The sequence below is a fragment of the Streptomyces sp. GC420 genome (genome assembly GCF_009916105.1).
Lineage (GTDB): Bacteria > Actinomycetota > Actinomycetes > Streptomycetales > Streptomycetaceae > Streptomyces.
On sequence record NZ_JAAAXQ010000106.1, the window covers coordinates 1 to 21,291 of the forward strand.

21 protein-coding genes are annotated in these 21,291 nt (G+C 71.7%); 7 read left to right on the top strand and 14 right to left on the bottom strand.

Features of this window, described 5'->3' with window-relative positions:
- The coding region (locus tag GUY61_RS15605) for a hypothetical protein (RefSeq protein ID WP_313896676.1) at positions 1 to 259 on the top strand (259 nt) is incomplete at its 5' end.
- 81 nt (positions 260 to 340) lie between these two features.
- On the opposite strand, the gene GUY61_RS15610 is transcribed toward GUY61_RS15605, so the two are convergent.
- Both GUY61_RS15610 and GUY61_RS15615 read right to left on the bottom strand, forming a co-directional pair.
- Entirely contained in the window at positions 341 to 1,174 is an 834-nt protein-coding gene (locus GUY61_RS15610; protein WP_166630763.1) for a class II glutamine amidotransferase, read from the bottom strand.
- A 349-nt stretch (positions 1,175 to 1,523) separates the two neighbouring features.
- Positions 1,524 to 2,288, bottom strand: a complete 765-nt coding sequence (locus tag GUY61_RS15615) for a hypothetical protein (protein WP_208106037.1) — start codon at positions 2,286 to 2,288, stop codon at positions 1,524 to 1,526.
- Positions 2,289 to 2,786: 498 nt separating this feature from the next.
- Between GUY61_RS15615 and GUY61_RS41175 the strand changes: the two genes are divergently transcribed.
- The gene (locus tag GUY61_RS41175) at positions 2,787 to 3,686 is read left to right on the top strand and encodes an NAD(+)/NADH kinase (protein WP_313896677.1); all 900 of its coding nucleotides are present in this window, start codon (positions 2,787 to 2,789) and stop codon (positions 3,684 to 3,686) included.
- A 79-nt stretch (positions 3,687 to 3,765) separates the two neighbouring features.
- Here GUY61_RS41175 and GUY61_RS15625 read toward each other — a convergent pair whose 3' ends face one another.
- Positions 3,766 to 4,170, bottom strand: coding sequence for a RidA family protein (locus tag GUY61_RS15625; protein WP_166630764.1), 405 nt, complete (start codon positions 4,168 to 4,170; stop codon positions 3,766 to 3,768).
- A gap of 186 nt (positions 4,171 to 4,356) precedes the next feature.
- Between GUY61_RS15625 and GUY61_RS15630 the strand changes: the two genes are divergently transcribed.
- From GUY61_RS15630 to GUY61_RS15640, 3 genes are all read left to right on the top strand, one after another.
- Entirely contained in the window at positions 4,357 to 5,184 is an 828-nt protein-coding gene (locus GUY61_RS15630; RefSeq protein WP_166630765.1) for a glutaminyl-peptide cyclotransferase, read from the top strand.
- Positions 5,185 to 5,466: 282 nt separating this feature from the next.
- Positions 5,467 to 6,108: an LAETG motif-containing sortase-dependent surface protein gene (locus GUY61_RS15635; protein WP_166630766.1), complete on the top strand. Its 642-nt coding sequence runs from the start codon at positions 5,467 to 5,469 to the stop codon at positions 6,106 to 6,108.
- Positions 6,109 to 6,355: 247 nt separating this feature from the next.
- Entirely contained in the window at positions 6,356 to 7,003 is a 648-nt protein-coding gene (locus GUY61_RS15640; protein ID WP_166630767.1) for a serine hydrolase, read from the top strand.
- 212 nt (positions 7,004 to 7,215) lie between these two features.
- Here the strand turns inward: GUY61_RS15640 and GUY61_RS15645 are convergent, their stop codons facing one another.
- The 11 genes from GUY61_RS15645 to GUY61_RS15695 all read right to left on the bottom strand — a co-directional run bounded on the left by GUY61_RS15645 (position 7,216) and on the right by GUY61_RS15695 (position 19,658).
- Positions 7,216 to 8,235, bottom strand: coding sequence for a GerMN domain-containing protein (locus tag GUY61_RS15645; RefSeq protein ID WP_166630768.1), 1,020 nt, complete (start codon positions 8,233 to 8,235; stop codon positions 7,216 to 7,218).
- A gap of 434 nt (positions 8,236 to 8,669) precedes the next feature.
- Positions 8,670 to 9,851, bottom strand: coding sequence for a macrolide family glycosyltransferase (locus tag GUY61_RS15650; RefSeq protein WP_166630769.1), 1,182 nt, complete (start codon positions 9,849 to 9,851; stop codon positions 8,670 to 8,672).
- 70 nt (positions 9,852 to 9,921) lie between these two features.
- Complete coding sequence (locus GUY61_RS15655; RefSeq protein WP_166630770.1) at positions 9,922 to 10,908, bottom strand: Gfo/Idh/MocA family protein; 987 nt, start codon at positions 10,906 to 10,908, stop codon at positions 9,922 to 9,924.
- The gene (locus GUY61_RS15660; protein ID WP_166630771.1) at positions 10,905 to 12,302 is read right to left on the bottom strand and encodes an NDP-hexose 2,3-dehydratase family protein; all 1,398 of its coding nucleotides are present in this window, start codon (positions 12,300 to 12,302) and stop codon (positions 10,905 to 10,907) included. Before GUY61_RS15660 ends, GUY61_RS15655 begins: the two co-directional genes overlap by 4 nt.
- 43 nt (positions 12,303 to 12,345) lie before the next feature.
- Complete coding sequence (locus GUY61_RS15665) at positions 12,346 to 13,089, bottom strand: NAD(P)-dependent oxidoreductase (protein ID WP_166630772.1); 744 nt, start codon at positions 13,087 to 13,089, stop codon at positions 12,346 to 12,348.
- A gap of 44 nt (positions 13,090 to 13,133) precedes the next feature.
- A complete protein-coding gene (rfbH, locus tag GUY61_RS15670) occupies positions 13,134 to 14,438 on the bottom strand; it encodes a lipopolysaccharide biosynthesis protein RfbH (RefSeq protein ID WP_166630773.1) in 1,305 nt (434 codons plus the stop codon).
- 2 nt (positions 14,439 to 14,440) lie between these two features.
- Positions 14,441 to 15,496, bottom strand: a complete 1,056-nt coding sequence (locus GUY61_RS15675) for an NAD(P)-dependent oxidoreductase (protein ID WP_166630774.1) — start codon at positions 15,494 to 15,496, stop codon at positions 14,441 to 14,443.
- Positions 15,483 to 16,469: a dTDP-glucose 4,6-dehydratase gene (gene rfbB, locus GUY61_RS15680; protein WP_166630775.1), complete on the bottom strand. Its 987-nt coding sequence runs from the start codon at positions 16,467 to 16,469 to the stop codon at positions 15,483 to 15,485. Before rfbB ends, GUY61_RS15675 begins: the two co-directional genes overlap by 14 nt.
- Positions 16,466 to 17,533, bottom strand: a complete 1,068-nt coding sequence (locus GUY61_RS15685; protein ID WP_166630776.1) for a glucose-1-phosphate thymidylyltransferase — start codon at positions 17,531 to 17,533, stop codon at positions 16,466 to 16,468. Before GUY61_RS15685 ends, rfbB begins: the two co-directional genes overlap by 4 nt.
- Positions 17,534 to 17,665: 132 nt before the next feature.
- Entirely contained in the window at positions 17,666 to 18,238 is a 573-nt protein-coding gene (locus GUY61_RS15690; RefSeq protein ID WP_313896678.1) for a dTDP-4-dehydrorhamnose 3,5-epimerase, read from the bottom strand.
- Between the two features lie 133 nt (positions 18,239 to 18,371).
- Positions 18,372 to 19,658, bottom strand: a complete 1,287-nt coding sequence (locus GUY61_RS15695) for an activator-dependent family glycosyltransferase (protein ID WP_166630777.1) — start codon at positions 19,656 to 19,658, stop codon at positions 18,372 to 18,374.
- Positions 19,659 to 20,611: 953 nt separating this feature from the next.
- Here GUY61_RS15695 and GUY61_RS15700 point away from each other — a divergent pair.
- Both GUY61_RS15700 and GUY61_RS15705 read left to right on the top strand, forming a co-directional pair.
- Complete coding sequence (locus tag GUY61_RS15700) at positions 20,612 to 20,860, top strand: YlcI/YnfO family protein (RefSeq protein ID WP_166630778.1); 249 nt, start codon at positions 20,612 to 20,614, stop codon at positions 20,858 to 20,860.
- Positions 20,861 to 20,862: 2 nt separating this feature from the next.
- A complete protein-coding gene (locus GUY61_RS15705; protein ID WP_398955616.1) occupies positions 20,863 to 21,234 on the top strand; it encodes a toxin Doc in 372 nt (123 codons plus the stop codon).
- The last annotated feature ends 57 nt before the right edge of the window (positions 21,235 to 21,291 follow it).

The following is a 21,291-nucleotide window of genomic DNA, read 5'->3' on the forward strand; positions in this document are numbered from 1 at the left end:
CGGCGGGGCTGCGGTGCGGGCGGCACGGGGGCACTCTGGGGACATGGGCAACGCGGCTCGCGTCGTGGTGCACCCGCCCGCTCCGCTGGGAGGCCGGCGGGTGACCGTCGACGGCGAAGTGATCGGGCTCGCCCACAGCCTCAAGGAGCTCACCGAATTCCTGCGGGAGGCGGGCATCGGCCTGACGGAGGAGGAACTGGCGACCTCGCCGCTCATCGAGTGGCGCGGTGGGGGCCCCTACGAGTGGTCGGCGGTGTGACCCGGCGGCGCCGCGGCTGCCCGGATCCACCGCACGGCCAGGCAGGGTGCCACCGCCGCGCGGGGTTTCACCCACGGCCCCCTAGACGGGCTGGGGAGCGAAGGAGAGCAGTTCGTCCCTGCCGGGCTGTACGACGGCGTACGTGCTCTCCGGCATCTCGCGCCACGCGCCGGGCAGACTGCCCAGCGGCTCCGACACGACGAGACGTGTCTCCTCGGAGACCTCCTGAAGGAAGGCCACATCGGGGTGCAGCTTGCGCAGCGTGTCGACATCGCTGCTCAGGAACAGCGAGCGCGAGGCATGCTCGCTGGAGTAGCGGAAGGCCCAGGTACGCGAGCCGTTGGTCACCGCGATCGTCATCTGGAGAGGGAACTCGATGCCGCGCTCGCGGCCCAGCTGCTCCACCCGGCCGGCCATGCGCGCCACTGCCCCCGGCGGGTCCTGGTCGAGTCCGTGGGTGAGCGCCAGGAGGAACATCACCTCGGAGTCCGTCGACCCTTCCATGCTGTCGAACAGCACGGGATCGATCTCCATGCAGAGGTCACGGCGCAGGAGGTGGAAGTCGGCGATCGCGCCGTTGTGCATCCACATCCACCGCCCGTGGCGGAACGGGTGGGAGTTCGTCTGCTGGATCGCCGTACCGGTCGAGGCGCGGATGTGCGCGAAGAACAGCGGGGAGCGGACATGTCCCGCGATCTCTTTGAGATTGCGGTTGTTCCACGCCGGTCCTGTCTCCCTGACTACCGCCGGGGTGTCCACGGTATCGGTGTACCAGCCCACCCCGAACCCGTCGCCGTTGGTGGTCTCGACCCCCATCCTGGAGTGCAGGCTCTGGTCGATCAGTGAGTGTTCCGGCTTGTAGAGGATGGTTTCGAGGGACACGGGCGTGCCCGAATAGGCGAGCCACCGGCACATGGGACCATCACCTCCGTGTCCCGGCCGCCGTCGGGTGCGTCGGCTCGGGGACCTGTTCTTCTGCCCGCTGAGGGACCGGGAACTCCCTGCGGGTGCCGACCGGCCACCACGTCCGCAAGTATCGCCCACGAGGGCGGCGTCCGCGCGGCAGCGGGGTCCGGTGGGGCAGGGGCGGAGGTGACGGGTGACGGCCGACCGGGGTGCGGGCCCGGTGTCCGGCGCCAGGTGTGCGGTGCTCTGTGCGGCGCGTCTCGTGCTCGGTGACTGTGCGGCGGTGCCTCGTGGCCGGAAGGGCCGGCGGTGGCCCGAGACGGTGGGATCACCGTTCCGGGCCGGACCGTGAGTCCGCTCAGCCGGCGGCGGCCGCCTCCGGCTCGCCGGCCCCGCCCTCGCCGGCCCCGCCCGCGCCGTCACCGGCGGCGGGCGACGACGAGCCGGCCGCCGTGTAGAAGACGGACCGCTGCTGCTTCGTGCGGTGTGCCTCGCCCTTCGCGACGAGCGACTCGAGGGTGTTGCGCACCACGGTGGTGCTCAGTGTGCGCTCGGGGAACGCCTCACCGAGCGCCGCCGTCACCTCGATGGCGGAGCGCGGCTCGGAGCGCTCCACGAGGTGCCGGCGCACGAGTTCACGGAGTGTCGGGCCGCTCGCCGGCCGGGTCAGCCGAGGGCTCGCCTTGGCCGGGGCCGCCTTGGCCGGCGCCGTCTTCTTCTTTCCCTTGCCGGCGGTCGCCTTGACGCTCCTGGTGCTCCTGGCCGCTTTCGTCGTCCCGGCCCCGGCGGTGTCCCTGGCCGCGGCCTTGTCCTCGGCCCTGGTGGTGTTCTTGGTGTCCGTGGCCTCCTTGGCCTTGCGGGCCTTGGGCACCACGGGCTGTTCCTCGACGGCGGGAGCGGCATCCTCCGTTGCCGTGCCGGTGTCACCGGCTGTTTCGCCTCCGAGTGCCTGCTGCATGCCGAGCAGCAGTTCCCGGTCGTGCTCCAGTTTCTTCAACTGCTCCTGCAAAGAAACGATTTCGGCGCCGATACGTTCCTGCTCCCTGGTGTTGCGTTCGAGGTCCGCATTCACCTGGGCCACGTAATGGGACCTGATGTTGGTGTTGTCCGCGAGGGCTTCCACGACAGCTCCCTGATATGGGTGTGTTGCTGGGATGGTTGTGGATGTTACCCACATGTGTGGCGACATGGTGCCCCCGCCTACGCATAGTTGACGGTCGAGCGGTCTCCGGACGTGTGATTCCCGCGCGGTGCTCCCGCGTGCACGGTGGCCCGCCTGCGGCGCCTGCTGGTGGGTGAATCCCTTACGCACATGTGCCGCGGTGGTGGAATCCGGCCCGGGAACCCTCATGACACATGCGCGTGCGGGTACGAGTTCTGCCCGGTCGGAGCGGGTGTCTGCGAAGTGTGTTCGAGGTGGTAGCCCGGTGCGGCACGTCCACGGAGCGGCATGTACTGCGGCCGTCGCGGTGGCAGGGCGCCGCGGGCCGGGCGCGCCGCCGGGTGCGGGGACAGCCGCCGCCGGGTACCGCGGAAAAGCGTGGCCGGGCGCCAGGAAAAACCGTGGACGGTGCGCGACCATGGGGGTGCGTGCCTCAGCCGAAGCCGAAGGGAGCCCGCCGTGGGCCGGATCGGATCCGTCGGCCTCATCCTGCACCCCCGGCGCAACCCGGGACCGACCATCGAGACCGTCGTCGAATGGGCGCGGGAGCACCGGGCGGAGGTGCTGGGACTGCCCGAAGAGGTCGGCCGTATCGCCTGCAGCGCCGTGCCCGTGCCCGCCGGGGACCTGGTCGCCCGCGCCGACCTGGTGGTCAGCCTCGGTGGCGACGGAACCATGCTCCGTTCCATGCGGCTGCTGTCGGGTACACCGACGCCGGTGCTCGGTGTGAACCTGGGCCGCCTGGGCTTCCTCGCCGAGGTGGACACGGGGGATCTGCGGCGCGCCCTGACCAGGATCGACAGCGGTGCCTACACCACCGAGCCGCGCATGGCCGTGCGCACGTGCCTGCCCGAGGGCGAGGAGTGCCAGGCCTTCAACGACATCGCGCTCGTCCGCGTGCCCGGTCAGGGCATGGCCGCGGTGTCCGTCCGCGTCCAGGGCGACGAGTTCATCCGCTATTCGGCCGACGCCGTCGTGGTCGCCACCTCCACGGGATCCACCGCCTACAGCTTCTCGGCGGGCGGCCCCGTCATGTCACCGAGGGTCGAGGCCGTCCTCGTCGTACCCGCGAGCGCCCACTCGTCCTTCGACCGGGCACTCGTTCTGCCGGCCGACGAGGACGTCAGCCTCCGGCTCCTGCCGACCACGGGGCGCCTTGCCGTCGAGGTGGACGGCCAGGTGGCGGGCTACCTCGGGGGCGGCGACCACATCACCGTCACGGCGTGTCCGGCCGCCGCCCACGTGGTGCGCCTCGGCGAGACCACGTTCTACCAGCGCGCCAGGCGGAAGCTGGGCATCAACGGGAGCGCGGAGGCCTCTGCCCGCTCCCAGGACGAGGACTCCTACCCCGGGCGGTGAGATCCGTACGCCTCCCCGCCCCGGGCGTCGTGTCCGTACGCCTCCCCGCCCCGGGCGCCGTGATCCTTACGCCGCGGAGTCACTCCCCGACGAGGGCGAACGCCTCCACCTCCAGCACCAGTTCGGGACGGAAGAGCGCGACCACCTGGACCGCGGTGCTGGCCGGCGGCCTGCTGGTGTCGATGTACTCGTCGCGTGCCGCGCGGACGGCCGGCAGGTGCCCGACATCGGTCACGTAGTAGGTGAGCTTCACGACGTCGTCGAAGGTCGCCCCCGCCGCCGCCAGGCAGCGCCGCAGGTTCTCGAAGACCTGCCGCGCCTGTGCGCCCGGGTCCCCCGCCCCGACCACCTCTCCCCGTTCGTCGAGCGCCACCTGTCCCGAGACCGCGATCAGGCGGCCGGAACCCGTCACTACATGGGTGTAGCCCGTTCCGGGGGCGACACCTCCGGGTTCCGGTATGTGTGTGAGCCGAGTGTTTTCCATGAGCGCATCCTCACTCGGGAGCCGGTGGGCGGACCAGCGGATATCCCGCATGTACTGTCCGCCCCGCGCGGGGCACGGCCGGCTCCTGCCTCGCCGCCGGCCCGGGTGCGGCCTGTTCGGGTGTGGGGAGCCGACGTCCGGGCGCGGTTCGCCGGAGTGCCCCGGCCCGCGTGGCAGGGTGACGCCATGCGTCGTCTTGTGGTGATCGCCTTCACGGTGGCGGCCGTGCTCACCGGCGAAGTAGCCCCTTCCTGCGTTCCTGGCCATGTGGCGGGACACCAGGGCTCCCACGCCCCCGTCCAGGCGGCGGACGGGATCGAACAGCTGGACGTCAAGGTGCTGGAGGTGCTGCCCCACGATGTGGGTGCCTTCACCCAGGGGCTGGAGCTGGCGGGCGGGAAGCTGTACGAGAGCACCGGTGTGGTCGGCGAGTCCGCGATCCTCGCGGGCCCGCCGGGCGGAAGGCCCGAGGCGCGTGAGGAACTTCCCGCCCCCCTCTTCGGCGAGGGCATCGCCGTCCTCGGCGACACGCTGTGGCAGCTCACCTGGCGCAACCATGTCGCCATCGAACGTGACGCAAAGAGCCTGGCCGAGCTGCGCCGGGTCCGTTACCCGGAGGAAGGGTGGGGTCTGTGCCACCAGAACCGGCGCCGCCGGCTGGTGTCGAGCGACGGCTCCGCGCGGCTCGTCTTCCGGGACCCGCGCAGCCTCGTCGAGACCGGTGAGGTGACCGTCACGGCCGACGGCCGGCCGGTGCCCCGCCTCAACGAGCTGGAGTGCGTCGGCGACACCGTGTACGCCAACATCTGGGCGTCCGAGCGGATTGTGCGGATCGACTCGCGAACCGGCACGGTCACGGGCGAGATCGACGCCTCCGGTCTCCTCACGGACCGCGAGAAGCGCCGTGCGGACGTACTGAACGGCATCGCAGCGGTTTCCGGCACCGATCAGTTCCTGATCACCGGGAAGCTGTGGCCGAAGATGTTCCGCGTCACCTTCGTCCGCGCTTCCTGAGGACCCGGGCGAACCGGCCCGGGACCGCCGTACGCCCCCGCGCTGTATGCCGTCGAACCCGCCTGGCCCGGCGTGCGCCCGGGCGGCAGGTGCCGGGTGCACCGAGGTGCCGGCCGCGAGCAGCGCCAACGGGTCGCCGCCACCTGGAAGCGGCTTCTCCGGGCCTCTGAACTGCCCGTTCACGAGCGCGGGTTGTGAGAGGGAGCCGGGTGACGGGGGAGGCCGGCGTGGCGGTAGTGTGCTGGCACTTGTTGGACGGGGGGACCTTTCTGGAGGATCTCTGTGACCGAGAGAGACAGAACAAGGCGCATGGCGGCGGCGTTTGCCGTGGCAGCGATGGCCGGCACCGCGACTCTGGGGGTCTTCGCCGGCTCGGCCCAGGCCCACACGCCGAGGTGGAACGTCACGTGCTCCGAGGTGACCGTCGACCTCACGGCCTACGGCAAGAACTCCTCGAACACCGTTACGATCACCGCCGACGGCAAGGACCTGCTGCCGACCGAGACGTTCGGCGACGAGTTCCACAAGACGCTGGAACTCCCCGAGCACAGCGAGCCGGTGGACGTGCGGCTCGTGCTGGAGGCCAGTGACGGCAAGCAGTTCTCGGTCGACGAGACGAAGACGGCCCCGGTGTGTGAGGACGACGACACGCCGAAGCCGTCCGAGACGCCCAGTGAGTCGGCCACGCCGACCACCGGGGCGCCCACGCCGGCCGACACACCGACCAGTGAGGCTCCGGCCCCGGAGACGAGTTCCGCCGCGGCGGAGCCGTCGAACGAGCCGAGCGCCGACACGGGCGGCCTCGCCGAGACGGGATCGTCCAGCGCGACGCCGCTGATCGCAGGTGCGGCCGCTGTGGTCATCGTTGCCGGCGGCGGACTCGTCTGGGCCACCCGCAAGCGCCGGGGTGCCGCGGACAACTGACCGGTGAACCGCTGATGAAGGGCCGCAGCCTTCCGGGGCCGCGGTCCTTCGCCGTTCCCGGCGGGGCGAGCGCGGACACGTCCCGCCTCCCCGCTCACGGACCGGCGCACTCCTCGTGATCCAGTCCACCCGGATCCGGTGGGCCCGGGTCCCCCGGTCGTACCAGTGAGCGCCCGCCGGGGGAGCGGCCCGCCGGGCCGTGACCCAAGCTGGGACGGGGACGTCTCCGAGGAGAGCGAGCCGGCTCATGCAGTCTCCGCCTTCGCGCGCCGCACCGCCGTCGCCGCACCGCGCCGCCGCAGTTGCCGGCTGTCTCGTGCGCACCGCCCGCGCTCCCGGGACCGTACCCGGAGATCCCGGAGATCCCGGAGATCCCGGAGATCCCGGAGCACCTCGGACGCCGGCCGCCGCCCCGGCCCACGAGGCCTTCCTGCCGTCCACAACCGAGACCGAGGGGGCCCGGCGAACGCTGCACGGGTACACGCTGTCGGACTCCGGGCAGCCACAGGCCGAGGACGTCACCGAGTACAACCCCTCCTTCGCCGCGGGCAACGGCGACATGATCTCCACGGTCGGAGACCTCAACCGCTTCGACTCCGCGCTGCTCGCGGGCCGGCTGCTGCCGAAGCGGCTGCTGCGGGCGATGCTGACGCCGACCCCCGGGTCGTTCCCCGGCAGTGACACGTTCACATACGGCCTGGGCGTGGTGATCGCGACCACGTCCTGCGGCGTCACCGTGTACGGCAACGCCGGATCGATCCAGGGATACGAGACAGGGATGGGTGCCACCCGTGACGGACGGCACGTCATGTCCCTGGGCCTGAACAACGACCGGCTCGACGAGACCGGGATCATCACCGACGCGATCAACGCGGAGTTCTGCGGCGGACCGTGACCCGGGGAACCGCACTCCCGGCCCGTCGCTGTCACCCGCGGCGGGCCGGAGAGCGGCAGCCGTGCGGACCGGTCGAGCAGGACCGGCCCGTGCCGGCCGAGCAGGACCCGCGCGTGCCGGCCGAGCAGGACCCGCGGTTGCCGGCCGAGCGGGACCCGCGCGTGCCGGCCGAGCGGGACCCACCCGTGCCGGCCGGCCGTGCGGAGCGGCCGTCACCGGCCGACGTTCAGCGGGATCGTGTCCACGCCCGCGGGGCGGCCGTCCTCGGGCGAGTCGTAGTACGCGATCAGCAGGCCGGCGCCCGGGTGCGTGGTCTTGTAGGGGACGGTGACGTCGTAGGTGCCCCGGGTGCCGGTGCCCGAGGTGGCCGTGACGTAGGGGTTGGCGACGGTCTTGCCGGCGGAGTCCTTCAGCTTCAGCCGCAGGGTCGCCTCGAAGGTGTTGGCGGTGCCCCACACCCGCACCGGGCTGTGGATCGTCTCCCCGATCATCGGCGACTCGACGAGCACGACCGGGGACAGGTCCTCGAAGTAGGCGCGACCGACCGGGCCGTTCAGCACGATGCCCTCGCCGCCGAACACCTTGACCGGTTTGCCGTCGAGTTCGAAGGACACCTGCTTGACCGAGGAGAACCGGGTCGCCGTGAAGACGACCTGTGCGAGCCGGGCCTGCATGGACAGGCTGCCGCCCCCGTCGTCGAACCGCCCGGACAGGTCCACGGTGGCGACACCGTTCTTCAGGGCGATCGAGTTCAGCTTCGTGCCGCTGGGGATCGCCGTGGTGCGGTCGTGCTGCCGTTCATAGGCGTTGGGCCCGGCCAGCAGCGCACGGACGGCACCGGCGGCCGTTGCGGGGGCCGTGACCGTGCGGGGCGCGGGCGAGACCTTCTCGCCGTGCATGAAGTAGGCGGCGACCCGCACCTTGCGCGGGGCCGTGGTGCCGCCGGGTGCGGCGGGCTTCGTACCCGGCGCGGTGGAACCGGGGGCCGAGGGCGCGGCGGACGAGTCGTCCGCGCCGGGGGCCGTGCTTCCCTCCGAGCCGCCGCTGTCACCGCCCGGGCTCTCGGTCGCGCCCTGCGAGCTGCCGGGCGCCTTTCCGCCCGCATCGCCGTTTCCGCCGCCGTCCGAGCCGCAGCCGGACGCCAGGGAGGTGACGAGCAGGGCGGCGAGGGCGAGTGCCGCCGCTCGTCGTGGTCCTACGGCAGCGGGTGAGACAGGACTCACTGTGTTCATGGCGGCCTCCTCCGACACCCCCAGACAACGCCGGGAGGAACGGTGCCGGCCAGTGCCGTACGGCCTTGCGGCGAGGGCCGTACGGCACTGATGAGGATGCCGGCCCGTGGACAGGCGCGGAGGTCCCGCGCCCGCCGGGCGACCGGAGGCCCGGCTCGGCGTTCGACCTGGTGGCCGCCGTGCCCGCAGGAACCCGGGCAGGGCCGCCCGGTTGCCGCCCTGCCCGGCCGTCCTCGCGGCCGCCCGGGCCCGGCTGCCGCGAGGGTGCCGCCGGACGGTGAGCGCGGTGCGCCGGACGGCGTGCGGGAGGAAGGCGCCGGGTCCGCAGGGCCGCGCGGTCGTGGCGCGGTGCCGCAGGACTCGATGCGTCGGGGCGCGCGCCGGCGCGCGGGCGGAGTGCGAGGCCGCCCTCGGCGCTCGGCGCCCGGCGGCGATCAGCCGGTGCCCGCCAGGTAGGCCTCGACGGCGTCGGCCGCGACGGCCGGACCGTCGACGGAGCGCATGCCCTCCCGCATGGCCCGCACACGGTCGGCGACGGACGCGTCGGCGGCCACCCGGGCGGCGGTCTCGCGCAGGCTCTGAGCCGTGACGTCCTCCTTGGCCAGATGGCGGCCGAGGCCCAGTTCTTCCACCCGAAGGGCGTTCGCCCGCTGCTCGTTCGACTGCGGTACGACCACCATCGGCACGCCGTGATACAGCGATTCCATGGTGCTGTTCATGCCGCCGTGGGTGATGAACAGGCGGGCGTGGCGCAGCACGTCGAGCTGCGGCGCGTACCGCCGTATGTCGATGTTCGCGGGCAGCGGCCCGAAGGCGGCGGGATCGGCGTTGTCGCCGACGGTCATGAGGACGTCCCACTCGGAGTCGCGGAAGGCCTCGACGGCCGTCGAGAAGAACTCGGGCCAGCCCGTCGCGGCCGTGCCGAGCGAGATCAGCAGGACGGGCCGGTCCGCCGAGGCGGGCTGCCAGGTGCCCTGATAGGGGCGTTCGGCGATGCAGGGCCCGGCGAAGACGAACCGCTCGTCGAAGGTCTCGCCGGCGTACTGGAAGTCGCGCGGGACGAAGACGATCGTGAGTTGCTCGATGTGCTCCAGGAATCCCATGGGGTCGGGCGGAAGGCCGAAGCCGGGCAGCAGACCGGCCAGCTTCTTCGCCGATTCGATGATCCGCGGGTCGTTCATCCCCGCCACCGGGAATCTCTTGCGGAGTGAGAAGTGCTCGTTCGCCGCGAGGACCGGGTAGAGCCGGACCAGCGGAATGCCGTGCTTGGCGCCGAAGAATCGCGCTCCCCATGCCATGAAGTCATGGACGATGAGATCGGGCCGGTCCTTCTCGTAGAACGGACCGACCTGTTCCAGGAGGGATGTCGCTTCGTTCAGGCTCCGCAGGCCCTCCCCGGCGACGGCCTCGGGTGTCGACGGGCTGCGGTAGAAGTCGCCGAAGACGGACTCGTACTGGACCGGCTCGGCCCCGGCCGCCTTCACCATGGGGGCGAAATGCCCGGTGACGGTGCAGGTCACGCGGTGGCCCCGCCTCACCAGCTCCTCGATCAGGCCGATCGTGGGGTTGGTGTGGCCTACGGCCGGGAAATTGAAGAACGCGATGTGACGTGGCACGCATATCTCCTTCCACGCCCTGCCGGTGCTCCTCGGCCGGTCATCGCCGAAGGGCGCGGGCAGAGGCTGCTCATCCGGTTCCTGTGGGTTTTCCGTGTGACGCGGATCGCTGGATCTCGTCGAGAAGGGCTGCCTGCCGCAAGGTGTCACGGTTGTCCGGGACGGTCCGCGCGCGTACGGCGGTGGCGAAGGCGGTGACGGTGGCCGCCACCTGGTCGAAGGGATCCAGCCGGATCTCCTCGACGTTCCCGCCCCGGTGGAGGCGGATCACAGTGGCGTGGTCGCCCGGCGGGGTGAAGGCCCGGTCGACGGTGATGCCGCCCCCGCTGCCCCACAGTTCGTACACCGAGCGGTACGCGTGCTCCATGCCGAAGGTGATCTGCGCGGTGACCCCGCCGGGCGTGCTCAGCAGCGCGGCGCCCGAGGTTTCGACGCGCCGCCCGGGGCCCTGGGAGAACCGGGCGCCGACGACGTCGAGTTCGGGGCCCAGGAAGTGCAGGGCGGCGCGGAGCGGGTAGACCCCGACGTCGGCCAGTGCCCCGCCGCCGAGTTCGGGGGAGTACCTGATGTCGTCGTCCGGCAGCGGGGGGATGGTGAAAGACGAGTGGAACGAACGCAGTTCCCCGATCGCACCGTCGGCGACCAGACGCCGTACCGCCTCATGCCTGGGATGGTGGACGAACATGACGTTCTCCATCATGGCCAGGCCCAGGCCCCCGGCCAGCTTCACGAGCCGCTCGGTGTCCGCCGGGTCGGTGGTGACCGGCTTCTCCGCCAGGACATGCCTGCCCGCGTTCAGGGCCGCCTCGACCCACTGGGCGTGCATGGCCGCGGGCAGCGGCACGTACACGGCCTGCACGTCATCGAGCTCGAGGAGTTCCGCGTACCCGTGGACGGGGCGGCAGCCGAATCGCTCCGCGACCCGCTGCGCCTTGGCGGGGTCCCGGCTGGCGACCGCGGCGATCTCGGTGCCGGGACACTCGGCGAAGGCGGGCAGCATCCGGCGCACCGCGATACCCGCGCACCCCATCACGCCTACGCGCACGGGACCGGTCATCGGGTTCTCACCGCCGTCGCGTTGAGGCAGGCGAGCATCGTGCGGGCCTGGACGTTGAGGTAGTGGCCGTGCCGGACCAGGGAGGTGAGCTGCTGGGGGGTGACCCAGGCATAGCCGGGCGGCGGGTCCGGCGGGGCGTCGGCCTCGCCGGCCTCGACGATCAGGCAGCGGCTCTCGGCGTTGAGGAAGCGGCCGCCCTCCTCGGAATGGACGGCCTCGTAGCGGATGCGGTCCGCGCCGGCGCGCAGCACCGTGTCCAGGAACAGGGGACGCTCTCTGGCGGGCAGGTGGGCGTAGTTGTCGGGTGTGTACTGCACGGTCGGGCCCAGCTCCACGGTGTCGAGGAACCCGCCCTCGACCCGGGCGTGCATCAGTACGTGCGTGACGCCGTCGAACTCGCGGACGAGGAAGGCGGTGACGCCCTGGCCGACCGGCTCGAACAGGGGCTGGGTCCAGCCGGTCACCTCACGGTTCTCCGCCCGCACGGACACGGCCACGACGCTGAAGTAGCGGCCCGCTTCGTGCTCGATCGCGCTCTCACCGCGCTTCCAGCCGGGAATCGTGCCCAGCGGGACGCGCTCGGCCCGCACCGAGTGCCGTGTGCGCTCGCCCGTGATCCACGAGAGCAGCTCGATGTCGGAGCACAGCGCGCCGGCAGAGGTGTCCTCGAAGGGCAGGCAGGACAGCACCGTACGTGAGTCCATGTTGACCGTGTTGTCCCGGTGCAGCAGCTCGCCGATCTGGCCGAGGGTGAGCCAGCAGAAGTCGTCCATCAGCGGGACGTCGCCCACCGCCTCCACGACCATGTTGCGATTGGACTTGTGGTAGAACCACGAGCCGTGCTCGGACTGGAGGACGTCCGCGACGATCCGGCCGCGGCCCGGCCCGACGAAGTACTCGATGTACTTGACGTCCGCGCCCTTGTGGACCTTGGTGTAGTTGCTGCGGGTCGCCTGGACGGTGGGCGAGAGCTGGAGCAGGTTGGGGTTGCCCGGCTCCATCTTCGCCTGCATCAGGAAGTGCAGCACCCCGTCGAACTCCTTGACGAGGATCCCGAGGATGCCCACCTCGGGCTGCTTGATGATGGGCTGGTACCAGTCGGTGCAGGGGCCGTCGCCGTACGGTTCCCCCTTCTCCGTGACGTGCAGGCCTTCGACGCTGAAGAAGCGGCCGCTGCGGTGCACCAGGTTTCCGGTGGTCTCCTGGAACGACCAGCCGTCCAGCTCGGCGAACGGTATGCGGTCCACCCGGAAGGTGTTGGCCCTGCCCCGCTCCGCGAGCCAGCCTCCGAAGTCCTCGGTGCGCAGGTGCGCGCCCCGGGTGGCGGCTGCCGACAGGGCGATGCGGGCGGGCAGGCTCTTGTCCTCACGCGACTGGAGGGTGCGGGACGGCATCGGAGAAACTCCCTGCCTTTCTCGTTGTGCGTACGCGACCGGTTCAGGCATGTCCGGCCGCGATGAAGTCGTTCAGGACCCGGCGGTAGTAGTCGGGGCCGAAGCCCATCTCGGCCACCTGGGGGACCAGGGCGCGCAGCTTCTCCGTGGAGATGTCGTGCTGGACGCCCGTGTCCAGGTACTCCTTGCGTGCCGTGAGCCCCAGGGCGCGGGCGAGATGGTCGACGATGTCTTCCACCGGGACGGCGAATCCGGAGGCCACGTTGACGGTGTCGGCCCGCAGATCCGCGTCGAGCAGCCGGTCGATGAGGGTCATCGCGTCACCGACGTGGATCAGGTCGCGGGCGGCACCGCGGTGTAAGCGCACCACCCCGTCGCGTAATTGCCCCAGCAGCGCGGGCACGAGCTGGTGGTCCCGGTTGTGCGGGCCGACCAGGTGCCCGAGCCGGAGGATGAGGTGGTCGGTCCCGGACTCTCGCAGCTGCTCCTCGAGCGCGAACTTGTGCGCGCCGTAAGGGGTGCAGGGGGTCACCCGGACGTCCTCCCTGCCGGGGCCGTCGGCGCGCCCGTACATTCCGGTCGCGGCCGTCGAGAAGAACAGCAACCGCTGCCCGTTGGCCGCGCACTGCTTCGCGACATCGCGCAGCAGTGCGGCCTCCCGCGCGAAGTCGGCGTCGGAGGCGCCGTTCGTCAAGGACACCCCCGCCGCGAGGGCCACGGTGTCCGGATGCCGGCCGGCCAGCGGACGCAGGCTCCGCGCCAGGAACCCGGTTCCCACAATGTCCATTGTCGTCGTCGTCCTGATCTCTGGCTGGGGGCGGTCCGTCGGGCTCAGCCGTGCTGGGCCACGAACTCCTTGATGGTGGAGGTCATGTAGTCGACCATCTCGTCGGTGAGCGCCGGGTAGACGCCGATCCAGAAGGTGTGCTCCGTGATGATGTCGCTGTTGGTGAGCTCGCCGACGACGCGGTGGGGCTGCCCGATGTAGGCCGGCTGCCGGGTGAGGTTGCCGGCGAACAGCCGCCGGGTGCCGATCTTCCGGTCCTCCAGGAAGTGGACCAGTTCGGCGCGCCCGTAGGTGGCCTCGGGGTCGACGGTGATCACGAATCCGAACCAGCTGGGCTCGGAGCGCGGGGTCGGCTCGGGAAGAATGAGGCCCGGTACACCGTCCAGGCCCTCGCGCAGCCGCCGCCAGTTGCGCCGCCGGGCCTCGATGAACCGGTCCAGCTTGTCGAGCTGCGTGAGGCCCAGCGCCGCCTGGATGTCGGTGCCCTTCAGGTTGTAACCCACGTGCGAGAAGATGTACTTGTGGTCGTACCCGGCCGGCAGCGCACCCATCTGGTAGTCCCAGCGCTTGAAGCAGGTGTTGTTCTTGCCCGGTTCGCACCAGCAGTCCCGGCCCCAGTCCCGCATCGACTCCACGATGCGCGCCATGACGAGGTTGGAGGTCAGGACGCAGCCGCCCTCGCCCATGGTGAGGTGGTGCGCGGGGTAGAAGCTGACGGTGGTCATGTCGCCGAAGGACCCGGTGAGTTGCCCGTCGTAGGTGGAGCCGACCGCGTCGCAGTTGTCCTCGATGAGGAACAGGTCGTGGTCCTTGGCGAGCTGGGCCACCTCGGCGACCTCGAAGGGATTGCCGAGCGCGTGCGCGATGATGATGGCCCGGGTCTTGGGGCCGATCGCCGCCGCCACCCGGTCGGCCGTGGTGTTGTACGTGGTCAGGCTCACGTCCACGAAGACCGGTATGAGGCCGTTCTGCAGGATCGGGTTGACCGTGGTGGGGAAGCCCGCCGCGACGGTGATCACCTCGTCGCCCGGCTTCAGCCGCCGGTCGCCCAGCTGGTGCGAGGTGAGGGCCGAGACCGCGAGGAGGTTCGCCGACGAGCCCGAGTTGGTGAGGTGGGCCTTGCGCCGCCCCAGCCGCTTGGCGAAGGCGGACTCGAACTTCTTGGAGCTGTGCCCGGCGGCGATGCGCATGGTCAGGGCGGCCTCGACGAGTGCGACCCGGTCCTCTTCCTCCAGCACCGCGCCCGAGGGCCATATCTCGGTGACGCCCGGCACGAACTCCCGGTCGGGGGCGGTCTCCCGGTGGTACTCGCGGACCGCGTCCAGTACCAGTTCCTTGTGGTCGCTCATCGTCATTTCCTTCCGTTGACCGGCACGGGTACCGGCACTGGCACTGGTACGGGTACGGGTGCGGGCATCTCGGCGTCGAGGAGGTCGCACAGCGAGGCGTCGAGCGTGCGGCGGGGCCGCCAGCCCAGGAGCCGGAGCGCCCGTGAGACGTCGAGTTGCTGCCAGTCGACGTCGGTGCGGGCCACCGGCCGGTCCGCGCCGGACTCGGTGACCGGGAGGTCCACGCCGCTGAGTCCGATCATCCGGCCGATCAGCGGGCGCATCGGCACCGCCTCGCCCCGGCCGATGTTGATCACCTGGCCGGCGACGTCCGTCCCCGGCGCGGTGGCGGCGGCACGGACGGCGTCGATGACGTCGTGCACGTCCACGAGGTCGCGGCGGGCGGTCAGCGGCGGGAGCCGCAGCTCGGCCGGTTCCCCGCCCCGCGCCCTGGTACGGGCGGCCTCGCCGAGGTGCGCGGCGACCATGCCGAAGAGGCTGCCCGCCGGGGCCCCGGCGCCGAGCACATTGGCCAGCCGGAGCACCACACCGTCCACTCCGCTCTCCCGCGCCGCCCGCACGACGGCCTGCGTGCCGAGGAGTTTGGTGCGCCCGTACGGGGTGACGGGAGCGGGCTCCTGCTCCTCGGAGGTGCCGGTGCCCGGAGTTCCGGCGCCGTACTCGTGGACGCTGCCGAGCTGGATCAGCCGGGGCGCACGGGGGAGCCCCGCCAGCGACTGCGTGACCCGGTCGACCAGTTCGGCGTTGCCGGCGGCCATCTCGGCCTCGGTGGCCCGCCAGGCGCGGCCCGCCGCGTTGACCACCACGTCGGGCGCCGCCGAGGCGAAGAAGCCGGTGAGCTCCCGGGGGCCGGCGGCCAGCAGGTCCAGCGCCACGCAGCGGGGGTCCGTCGTGCCGCCCTCCGACCGGCTCCGGGACACCAGGTGCACCCGGGCCCCGCGGGCGGAGAACGCCTCGCCGATGTGGCGGCCCAGGAAGCCGGTGCCGCCGAGCACCACCACGCAGAGCCCGGCCTCACCCCCGTCCTCCGGCTGCCGGCGCCCCTCAGCCCCCAGCACGGTCCGCTCCGTACTTGACGGCCTTCCACCAGTCCGGGTTGTCGCGGTACCAGGCCACCGTGGCGGCCAGCCCCTCCTCGAAGCCGGTCAGCGGAACATAGCCCAGCTCCTGGCGGATCTTGGACTCGTCGATGGAGTACCGCAGATCGTGTGCCTTGCGGTCGGCGACGTGGCGGATCATCTCCTCGCCCGTGCCGGTCAGTTCGAGCAGGTGCTCGGTGATGGCGCGGTTGGTCCGCTCGTTGCCGCCGCCGATGTTGTAGATCTCGCCGGCCCGGCCGCCCTGGAGCACGAGGTGGATGCCCCGGCAGTGGTCGTCCACGTGCAGCCACTCGCGGATGTTGCGGCCGTCCCCGTACAGGGGGACCTGCCGGCCCTCCAGGAGGTTGGTGACGAACAGCGGGATCAGCTTCTCCGGGTGCTGGTAAGGGCCGTAGTTGTTGGAGCAGCGGGTGATGGACAGGTTCACCCCGTGCGTGCGCCAGTAGGTGCGGGCCACCAGGTCGGAGCAGGCCTTGGAGGCCGCGTACGGGGTGTTCGGCAGCAGCGGCCAGTCCTCGGTCCAGGACCCCTCGGTGATCGAGCCGTACACCTCGTCGGTGGAGACGTGCACGACCCGCTCGACGCCGCTCTCCAGCACCGCGTCGAGCAGTGTCTGGGTGCCCAGGACGTTCGTGCGGAAGAACTCGCCCGCGCCCTCCAGCGAACGGTCCACGTGGGACTCCGCGGCGAAGTGCACCACCGCGTCGTGCCCCGGCAGCAGTTCGCGCATCAGGTCGCGGTCGCAGATGTCGCCCCGGACGAATACCAGGCGCGGGTGCGAGGCGGGCAGGTTGTCGCGGTTGCCCGCGTAGGTCAGCTTGTCCAGGGCCGTGACCTGGGCGTCCTCCCAGCCTGCGTAGGCGTTCGCGAGGAGGTTGCGGACGAAGTTGGAGCCGATGAAACCGGCGGCCCCGGTGACGAGGATCCTCATGCCGCCACCTCCACTCGGGTGTGGTCGCCGACGACCAGGCGGTAGCGATCGGTGCCCTGCCCGGTGGTGCCGACGGAGGCGGAGCGCCCGATGACCGAGCTGCGCAGGCCCTGGACACCGGTCACCGACGCCTCGTCCAGCGCGATGGAGTCCTCCAGCCGGCTGCCGGTCACCGCGCAGTCGCGCCCGATGGCGGTGTGCGGGCCGATGTGGCTGTCCTCCACGACCGTCCCGGCGCCGATGATCGCGGGCCCCTCGATGCGGGAGCGCACGATGCGCGCCCCCTTCTCCACGACGACCGGACCCACCAGCACACTCGCGGCGTCGACCTCCCCCTCGACCGACGGCCGCAGGCTCCCGAGAAGATGACGGTTGCACTCCAGCACGTCATCCACGTTGCCGGTGTCCTTCCAGTAACCCTCGTACTGGCCGGCCCGCACATCCGCTCCCGAGGTCACCAGCCACTGGATGGCGTCGGTGATCTCCAGCTCGCCGCGAGCGCTCGGCTCGATGGCCGCCACCGCATCGTGGATGGCCGGGGTGAAGAAGTACACGCCGATCAGGGCCAGGTCGCTGCGTGGCTGCTGCGGCTTCTCCACCAGGTTCAGCACCTCGCCCGCCGGGCCCAGTTCGGCGACGCCGAAGGCCCGCGGGTCGGGGACCTTGTACACCACGACGTGCGCGGCCGGGCGCCTGGCGGCGAACTCCTCGGCGATGCCGGCGATGCCTTCCGGCAGCATGTTGTCGCCCAGATACATCACGAAGTCGTCGTCGCCGAGGAAGTCCCGGGCGATGGCGACGGCGTGGGCGAGGCCGCGCGGTGCGTCCTGCGGTATGTAGGTGACACGTACACCGATCCGTGAGCCGTCGCCGATCACCTGCTGGATCTCGTGCGCGCGGTCACCGACGACGACCCCGACCTCGGTCACGCCCAGGTCCAGGATGTTCGTCAGGACGTGTTCCAGAACGGGCGTGTTCGCCACGGGGATGAGCTGTTTGGGCATCGAGTAGCTGAAGGGGCGTAGGCGGGTGCCCGATCCGCCGGCCAACACCAGAGCCTTCATGGGAGGTCCTCTCGATTCATGGGGGTGATGCCTCTTCTCGGTCTGGTGCGACGGGGTTCGGAGCGTTCGGCCGTTCACGTCGCCCCGGCGCGCCGGCGGCCGGCGGCCGGCGCGGCGCGGGGCACCGCCGCGTCAGACGGCGGCGAAGTCGGACAGCGTGCCGGCCGCCATGGCCTCGGCCACCGTGGGAGCCTTCGCGTCCTTCTCCGAGATCAGCGGTGTCCCGGCGCAGTCCCAGGGCAGGTCCAGGTCCGGGTCGAGCGGGTTGATGTCGATCTGTGTTCCGGGAACGTAGGTACTGGAGACGACGTAGCAGATGCAGGCGTCGTCGGTGAGCGCCAGGAATCCGTGGCCGACCCCTTCGGGCACGTACACGGACCGGCCCGAGGCGGCGTCCAGTTCGTTGACCTGGTGCCGGCCGAAGGTGGGTGAACCGACCCGCAGGTCGACCACGATGTCCCGCAGCACCCCCCGCACGCAGGTGACGAACTTGGCCTGACCCGGAGGGATGCTGACGCTGTGTATGCCGCGCAGGGTGTGACGCCTGGACACCGAGTAGTTGATCTGGCGGGGCCGGAAGGAGATCCCAGCGGACCGCTCCAGCTCGTCGGACCGCATCGACTCGTAGAACACACCCCGATCGTCGGATATGTGATCCGGCTCGATCAGGAATGTGCCCGGGATGGTCATTTCCGCGATGCGCACGGCTCACTCGCCTTTCTTCCGGAACTCGGCTCATGACGTACGGGCCGGAGCCCGCCGCCCCCTCGGGCCACTCGGCCGTGCGACCGCCGCTCCGGCGGAGCGCCGGTGCCGTTCGGTGGCGGCCGGCGGCCGCTCAGCCGCGGTGCTCCGCGGTCAGCCTCTCCAGGACCGGCACCACGTCCTTCGGCGCCGGGGCGGCCAGCATGTCCTCGTACAGGCCGCGGGCCCCGAGCTGGAAGGAGGGCTCCCCGATGAGCCGCACGAGGTCCTTCTGCATGCTGTCCACGTCGATCGCCGCCGGGTCGGCGGCCAGTCCCGCGCCCCGGCTGACGACGTACCGGGCCGTGACCATCTCGTCCCACATCGGCAGAGGCACGACGAACTGCGGCACCCTGAACGCCACGGCCGCGGAGAACGTGCCGCCTCCACCGTGATGGATGATCGCCGAGCTGGTCGGCAGCAACTGGTTGAGCGGCACGTACTCGATGGCGCGTACGTTGTCCGGGAGCGTGCCCACGGCGGCCAGCTGCTCGCTGTTCAGTGTGGCGACCAGCTCCAGGTCCAGGCCGGACACGGACTCGAAGAACTCCCGCATCGGGAAGCCGCTGTGCCGGCCCGCGAGCAGCCGGCGGCTCACCCCGAGGGTGAGCACCGCGCGAGGCCGCTCCGGCCGCGCGTGCAGCCAGTCCGGGAGCGTGGCGGCCCCGGTGAACGGGACCCGGCGGACCGGGACGTAGGTCAGGTCCAGCGGGTTGCGCATCCGGGACTGGGTCAGGTCCAGGGTCCACTGGCCGACCATGGTCTCCTCGGTGAAGTCGAGGCCGTAGCGCTCCAGCACCGGGCCCAGCCACGGCATCCACGGGTCCTCGGTGAGGCCGGAGGACGGATCGGCCAGCTCCTGGCGGGTCCTGGAGCGGATCAGGCCGATGTTGTCCATGCCGAACAGGAGCCGTGCGTGGGCGGCGCCGCAGGCGCGGGCGGCGATCGCCCCCGTCGGCGCCAGCGGGTCCCACAGCACCAGGTCGGGGCGCCACTCCCGGGCGAAGTCGACCAGGTTGTCGAGGATCGGCCGGCGAGCACCCTCCGCGGACTCCCGCGGGTAGTACGCGTTGAACATGCCCCCCAGCACGGCCCTTGCCGTGCGCCAGGCGTTCTCGTCCTCGGGGTCGAGGGCCAGAGTGGGCCGGTTGGGGCCCGCGTTGGCCATGAGGGGTGCCAGCGAGGCGGTGAGTTCCTCCTTGCCGCCCAGCGACACCGCGGTGAGGCCGGCCGAGGTGATGTTCGAGATCACCTTCGGGTCCACCACACCCTCGGGGCTCGCCACCACGACCTCGTGGCCGGCGCTCTGCAGCGCCCAGGCCAGCGGAATGGCCGGATACAGATGTGCCGTTGTCGGAAAGATGGTGAAAAGAACGCGCATCGCTGACCTCTCCGAGACTGCCGGCCCGATGCCGACGCGTACTGTTCGCTCGAATCCTGCGGGGGGCCTCTAAAGAGCCGCTTGTGCAGGGCGGGGCGGGCAGGCGGGCCCGTCGGGGCCCTTCGCGCGGGGCTGTTCGCAGGCCCCGTGATCCACGATTTCACGACGACGGGCGCCATGTAGGCCCACGGACGGGGTACTTGTGCCCGAGGTCCGGCACGTCTCCTGCCCGGCTGCGCCGCGGAAGCCCGCGAGCCGGGCCGGGTGCCGTCCCGCGCGGCGACGGGCGCGGCGCTGGGCCTGTCGGCGTCCCGCTCCACGCGACTCCGCTCGCGCGCCGCCCGTCCGTATCCCTCCACGGGCGGGCGGTCCTCGGTGTCAACGGCTGCCGCGCCGCGGGCCGAGGCGGTGCGGCGCACACCGATCTCCGGCCGCGACGGCAGATCTGGCAGGGGCGCCCGCACTGTGTCCGTCCGCACTGCACGGCAGGTGCCGGCAGCCGCACGCAGTGCCAGTGCCGGCGGGACCCGCCGCGCACCGGACCGGCCACGCCGGCATCGCCGCGCGGTTCGCCGGCCGGCCTCCGCACGACCGGTTCCGCGCACGGCGGTTCCCCGGGGTCCGAGGCGAGGCTCCCGGCTTCGGCCTCCCAGTCGTGGCCGGACGTGCGGGAAGCCCCGCCGGCGCGGTCACGGCAGGCGGATCCGCCGGCTTCCGCGGCCCGCGCGGGTGATCACCCGGCATCCTTGCGCGCGGGAGGGGTACGCAGAGGGGCAGTTCGCTCGTGGGACGCGCCGGGGGCCGCAGTCCGCGCGGCGGATCCGGGCGGGCCCGGGAGCGCCGACTCCCGGGGAGTGCTTGGGGCATGCGGAGGCCGTCGCCCCGCTGACGCGTGAAGGGCCCGCCGGGGCGGGCCCTTCCCTGTGCTGTACGGCTTGCTGTACGGTCGGGGCATGTCGAAGTCAGTGACGATCCGGGTCCCCGACCAGCTCCACGCGCTGCTGCAGGAGCGGGCGGAGGCCGAGGGCACGACGGTGACGGCGCTCATCACGCAGGCCGCGCACGACGCGGTGCGCGATCCGCGCCTCGAAGGCGCCGCCGAGGTGTTCCGCGCCTTCGTCGCCGAACACGGCGACGCGTTCGACCGCGCCTTCCCGGAGGACGCCCCCGGCCGGCTGGACGCGCCCGGGCGGGCCGCCTGAGCATGGAGCTCTTCATCGACATCCGCTGGCTGCTGGAGCGCCAGACGGAGGTCCTGCCCAAACACCCGGCCGTCCACGACTTCTCCAACCTCGTGGCGGCCGTCGGCCGTCACCGCGTCAACACGCCCAGGGTCGGCGCGACCGTCGACAACGCCTGGCGCGCGGCGGCCCTGATGCACGCCATCATCCGGCTGCGCCCGCTGCCGGCCCGCAACGCCCTCTTCGGCGCCGCGATCGCAGTGGCATACATGGACGCGGCGGGCGAGGGCCTCGACGCGCCGTACGGGGCGCTGATCGACCTCGCCCGCGACATCGACTCCGGCCGCGCCGACGCGTACGACGCGGCGGACCGCATCCGCTCCTGGCGCATCTGACCCCACCGGACCGCCGCCGGACAGCAGCCCCGGGGCACTGCCGCCGGACCGCCGGAC

Bases quoted from the DNA above. Each gene is read 5' to 3' on its own strand.
- GUY61_RS15660 (WP_166630771.1), bottom strand. From the start codon at position 12,302: ATGCCGTCCCGCACCCTCCAGTCGCGTGAGGACAAGAGCCTGCCCGCC.
- rfbH (WP_166630773.1), bottom strand. From the start codon at position 14,438: ATGAGCGACCACAAGGAACTGGTACTGGACGCGGTCCGCGAGTACCAC.
- GUY61_RS15695 (WP_166630777.1), bottom strand. From the start codon at position 19,658: ATGCGCGTTCTTTTCACCATCTTTCCGACAACGGCACATCTGTATCCG.
- GUY61_RS15665 (WP_166630772.1), bottom strand. From the start codon at position 13,089: ATGGACATTGTGGGAACCGGGTTCCTGGCGCGGAGCCTGCGTCCGCTG.
- GUY61_RS15655 (WP_166630770.1), bottom strand. From the start codon at position 10,908: ATGACCGGTCCCGTGCGCGTAGGCGTGATGGGGTGCGCGGGTATCGCG.
- GUY61_RS15700 (WP_166630778.1), top strand. From the start codon at position 20,612: ATGTCGAAGTCAGTGACGATCCGGGTCCCCGACCAGCTCCACGCGCTG.
- GUY61_RS15630 (WP_166630765.1), top strand. From the start codon at position 4,357: ATGCGTCGTCTTGTGGTGATCGCCTTCACGGTGGCGGCCGTGCTCACC.
- GUY61_RS15625 (WP_166630764.1), bottom strand. From the start codon at position 4,170: ATGGAAAACACTCGGCTCACACACATACCGGAACCCGGAGGTGTCGCC.
- GUY61_RS15640 (WP_166630767.1), top strand. From the start codon at position 6,356: ATGCAGTCTCCGCCTTCGCGCGCCGCACCGCCGTCGCCGCACCGCGCC.
- GUY61_RS15685 (WP_166630776.1), bottom strand. From the start codon at position 17,533: ATGAAGGCTCTGGTGTTGGCCGGCGGATCGGGCACCCGCCTACGCCCC.
- rfbB (WP_166630775.1), bottom strand. From the start codon at position 16,469: ATGAGGATCCTCGTCACCGGGGCCGCCGGTTTCATCGGCTCCAACTTC.
- GUY61_RS15610 (WP_166630763.1), bottom strand. From the start codon at position 1,174: ATGTGCCGGTGGCTCGCCTATTCGGGCACGCCCGTGTCCCTCGAAACC.
- GUY61_RS15645 (WP_166630768.1), bottom strand. From the start codon at position 8,235: ATGAACACAGTGAGTCCTGTCTCACCCGCTGCCGTAGGACCACGACGA.
- GUY61_RS15705 (WP_398955616.1), top strand. From the start codon at position 20,863: ATGGAGCTCTTCATCGACATCCGCTGGCTGCTGGAGCGCCAGACGGAG.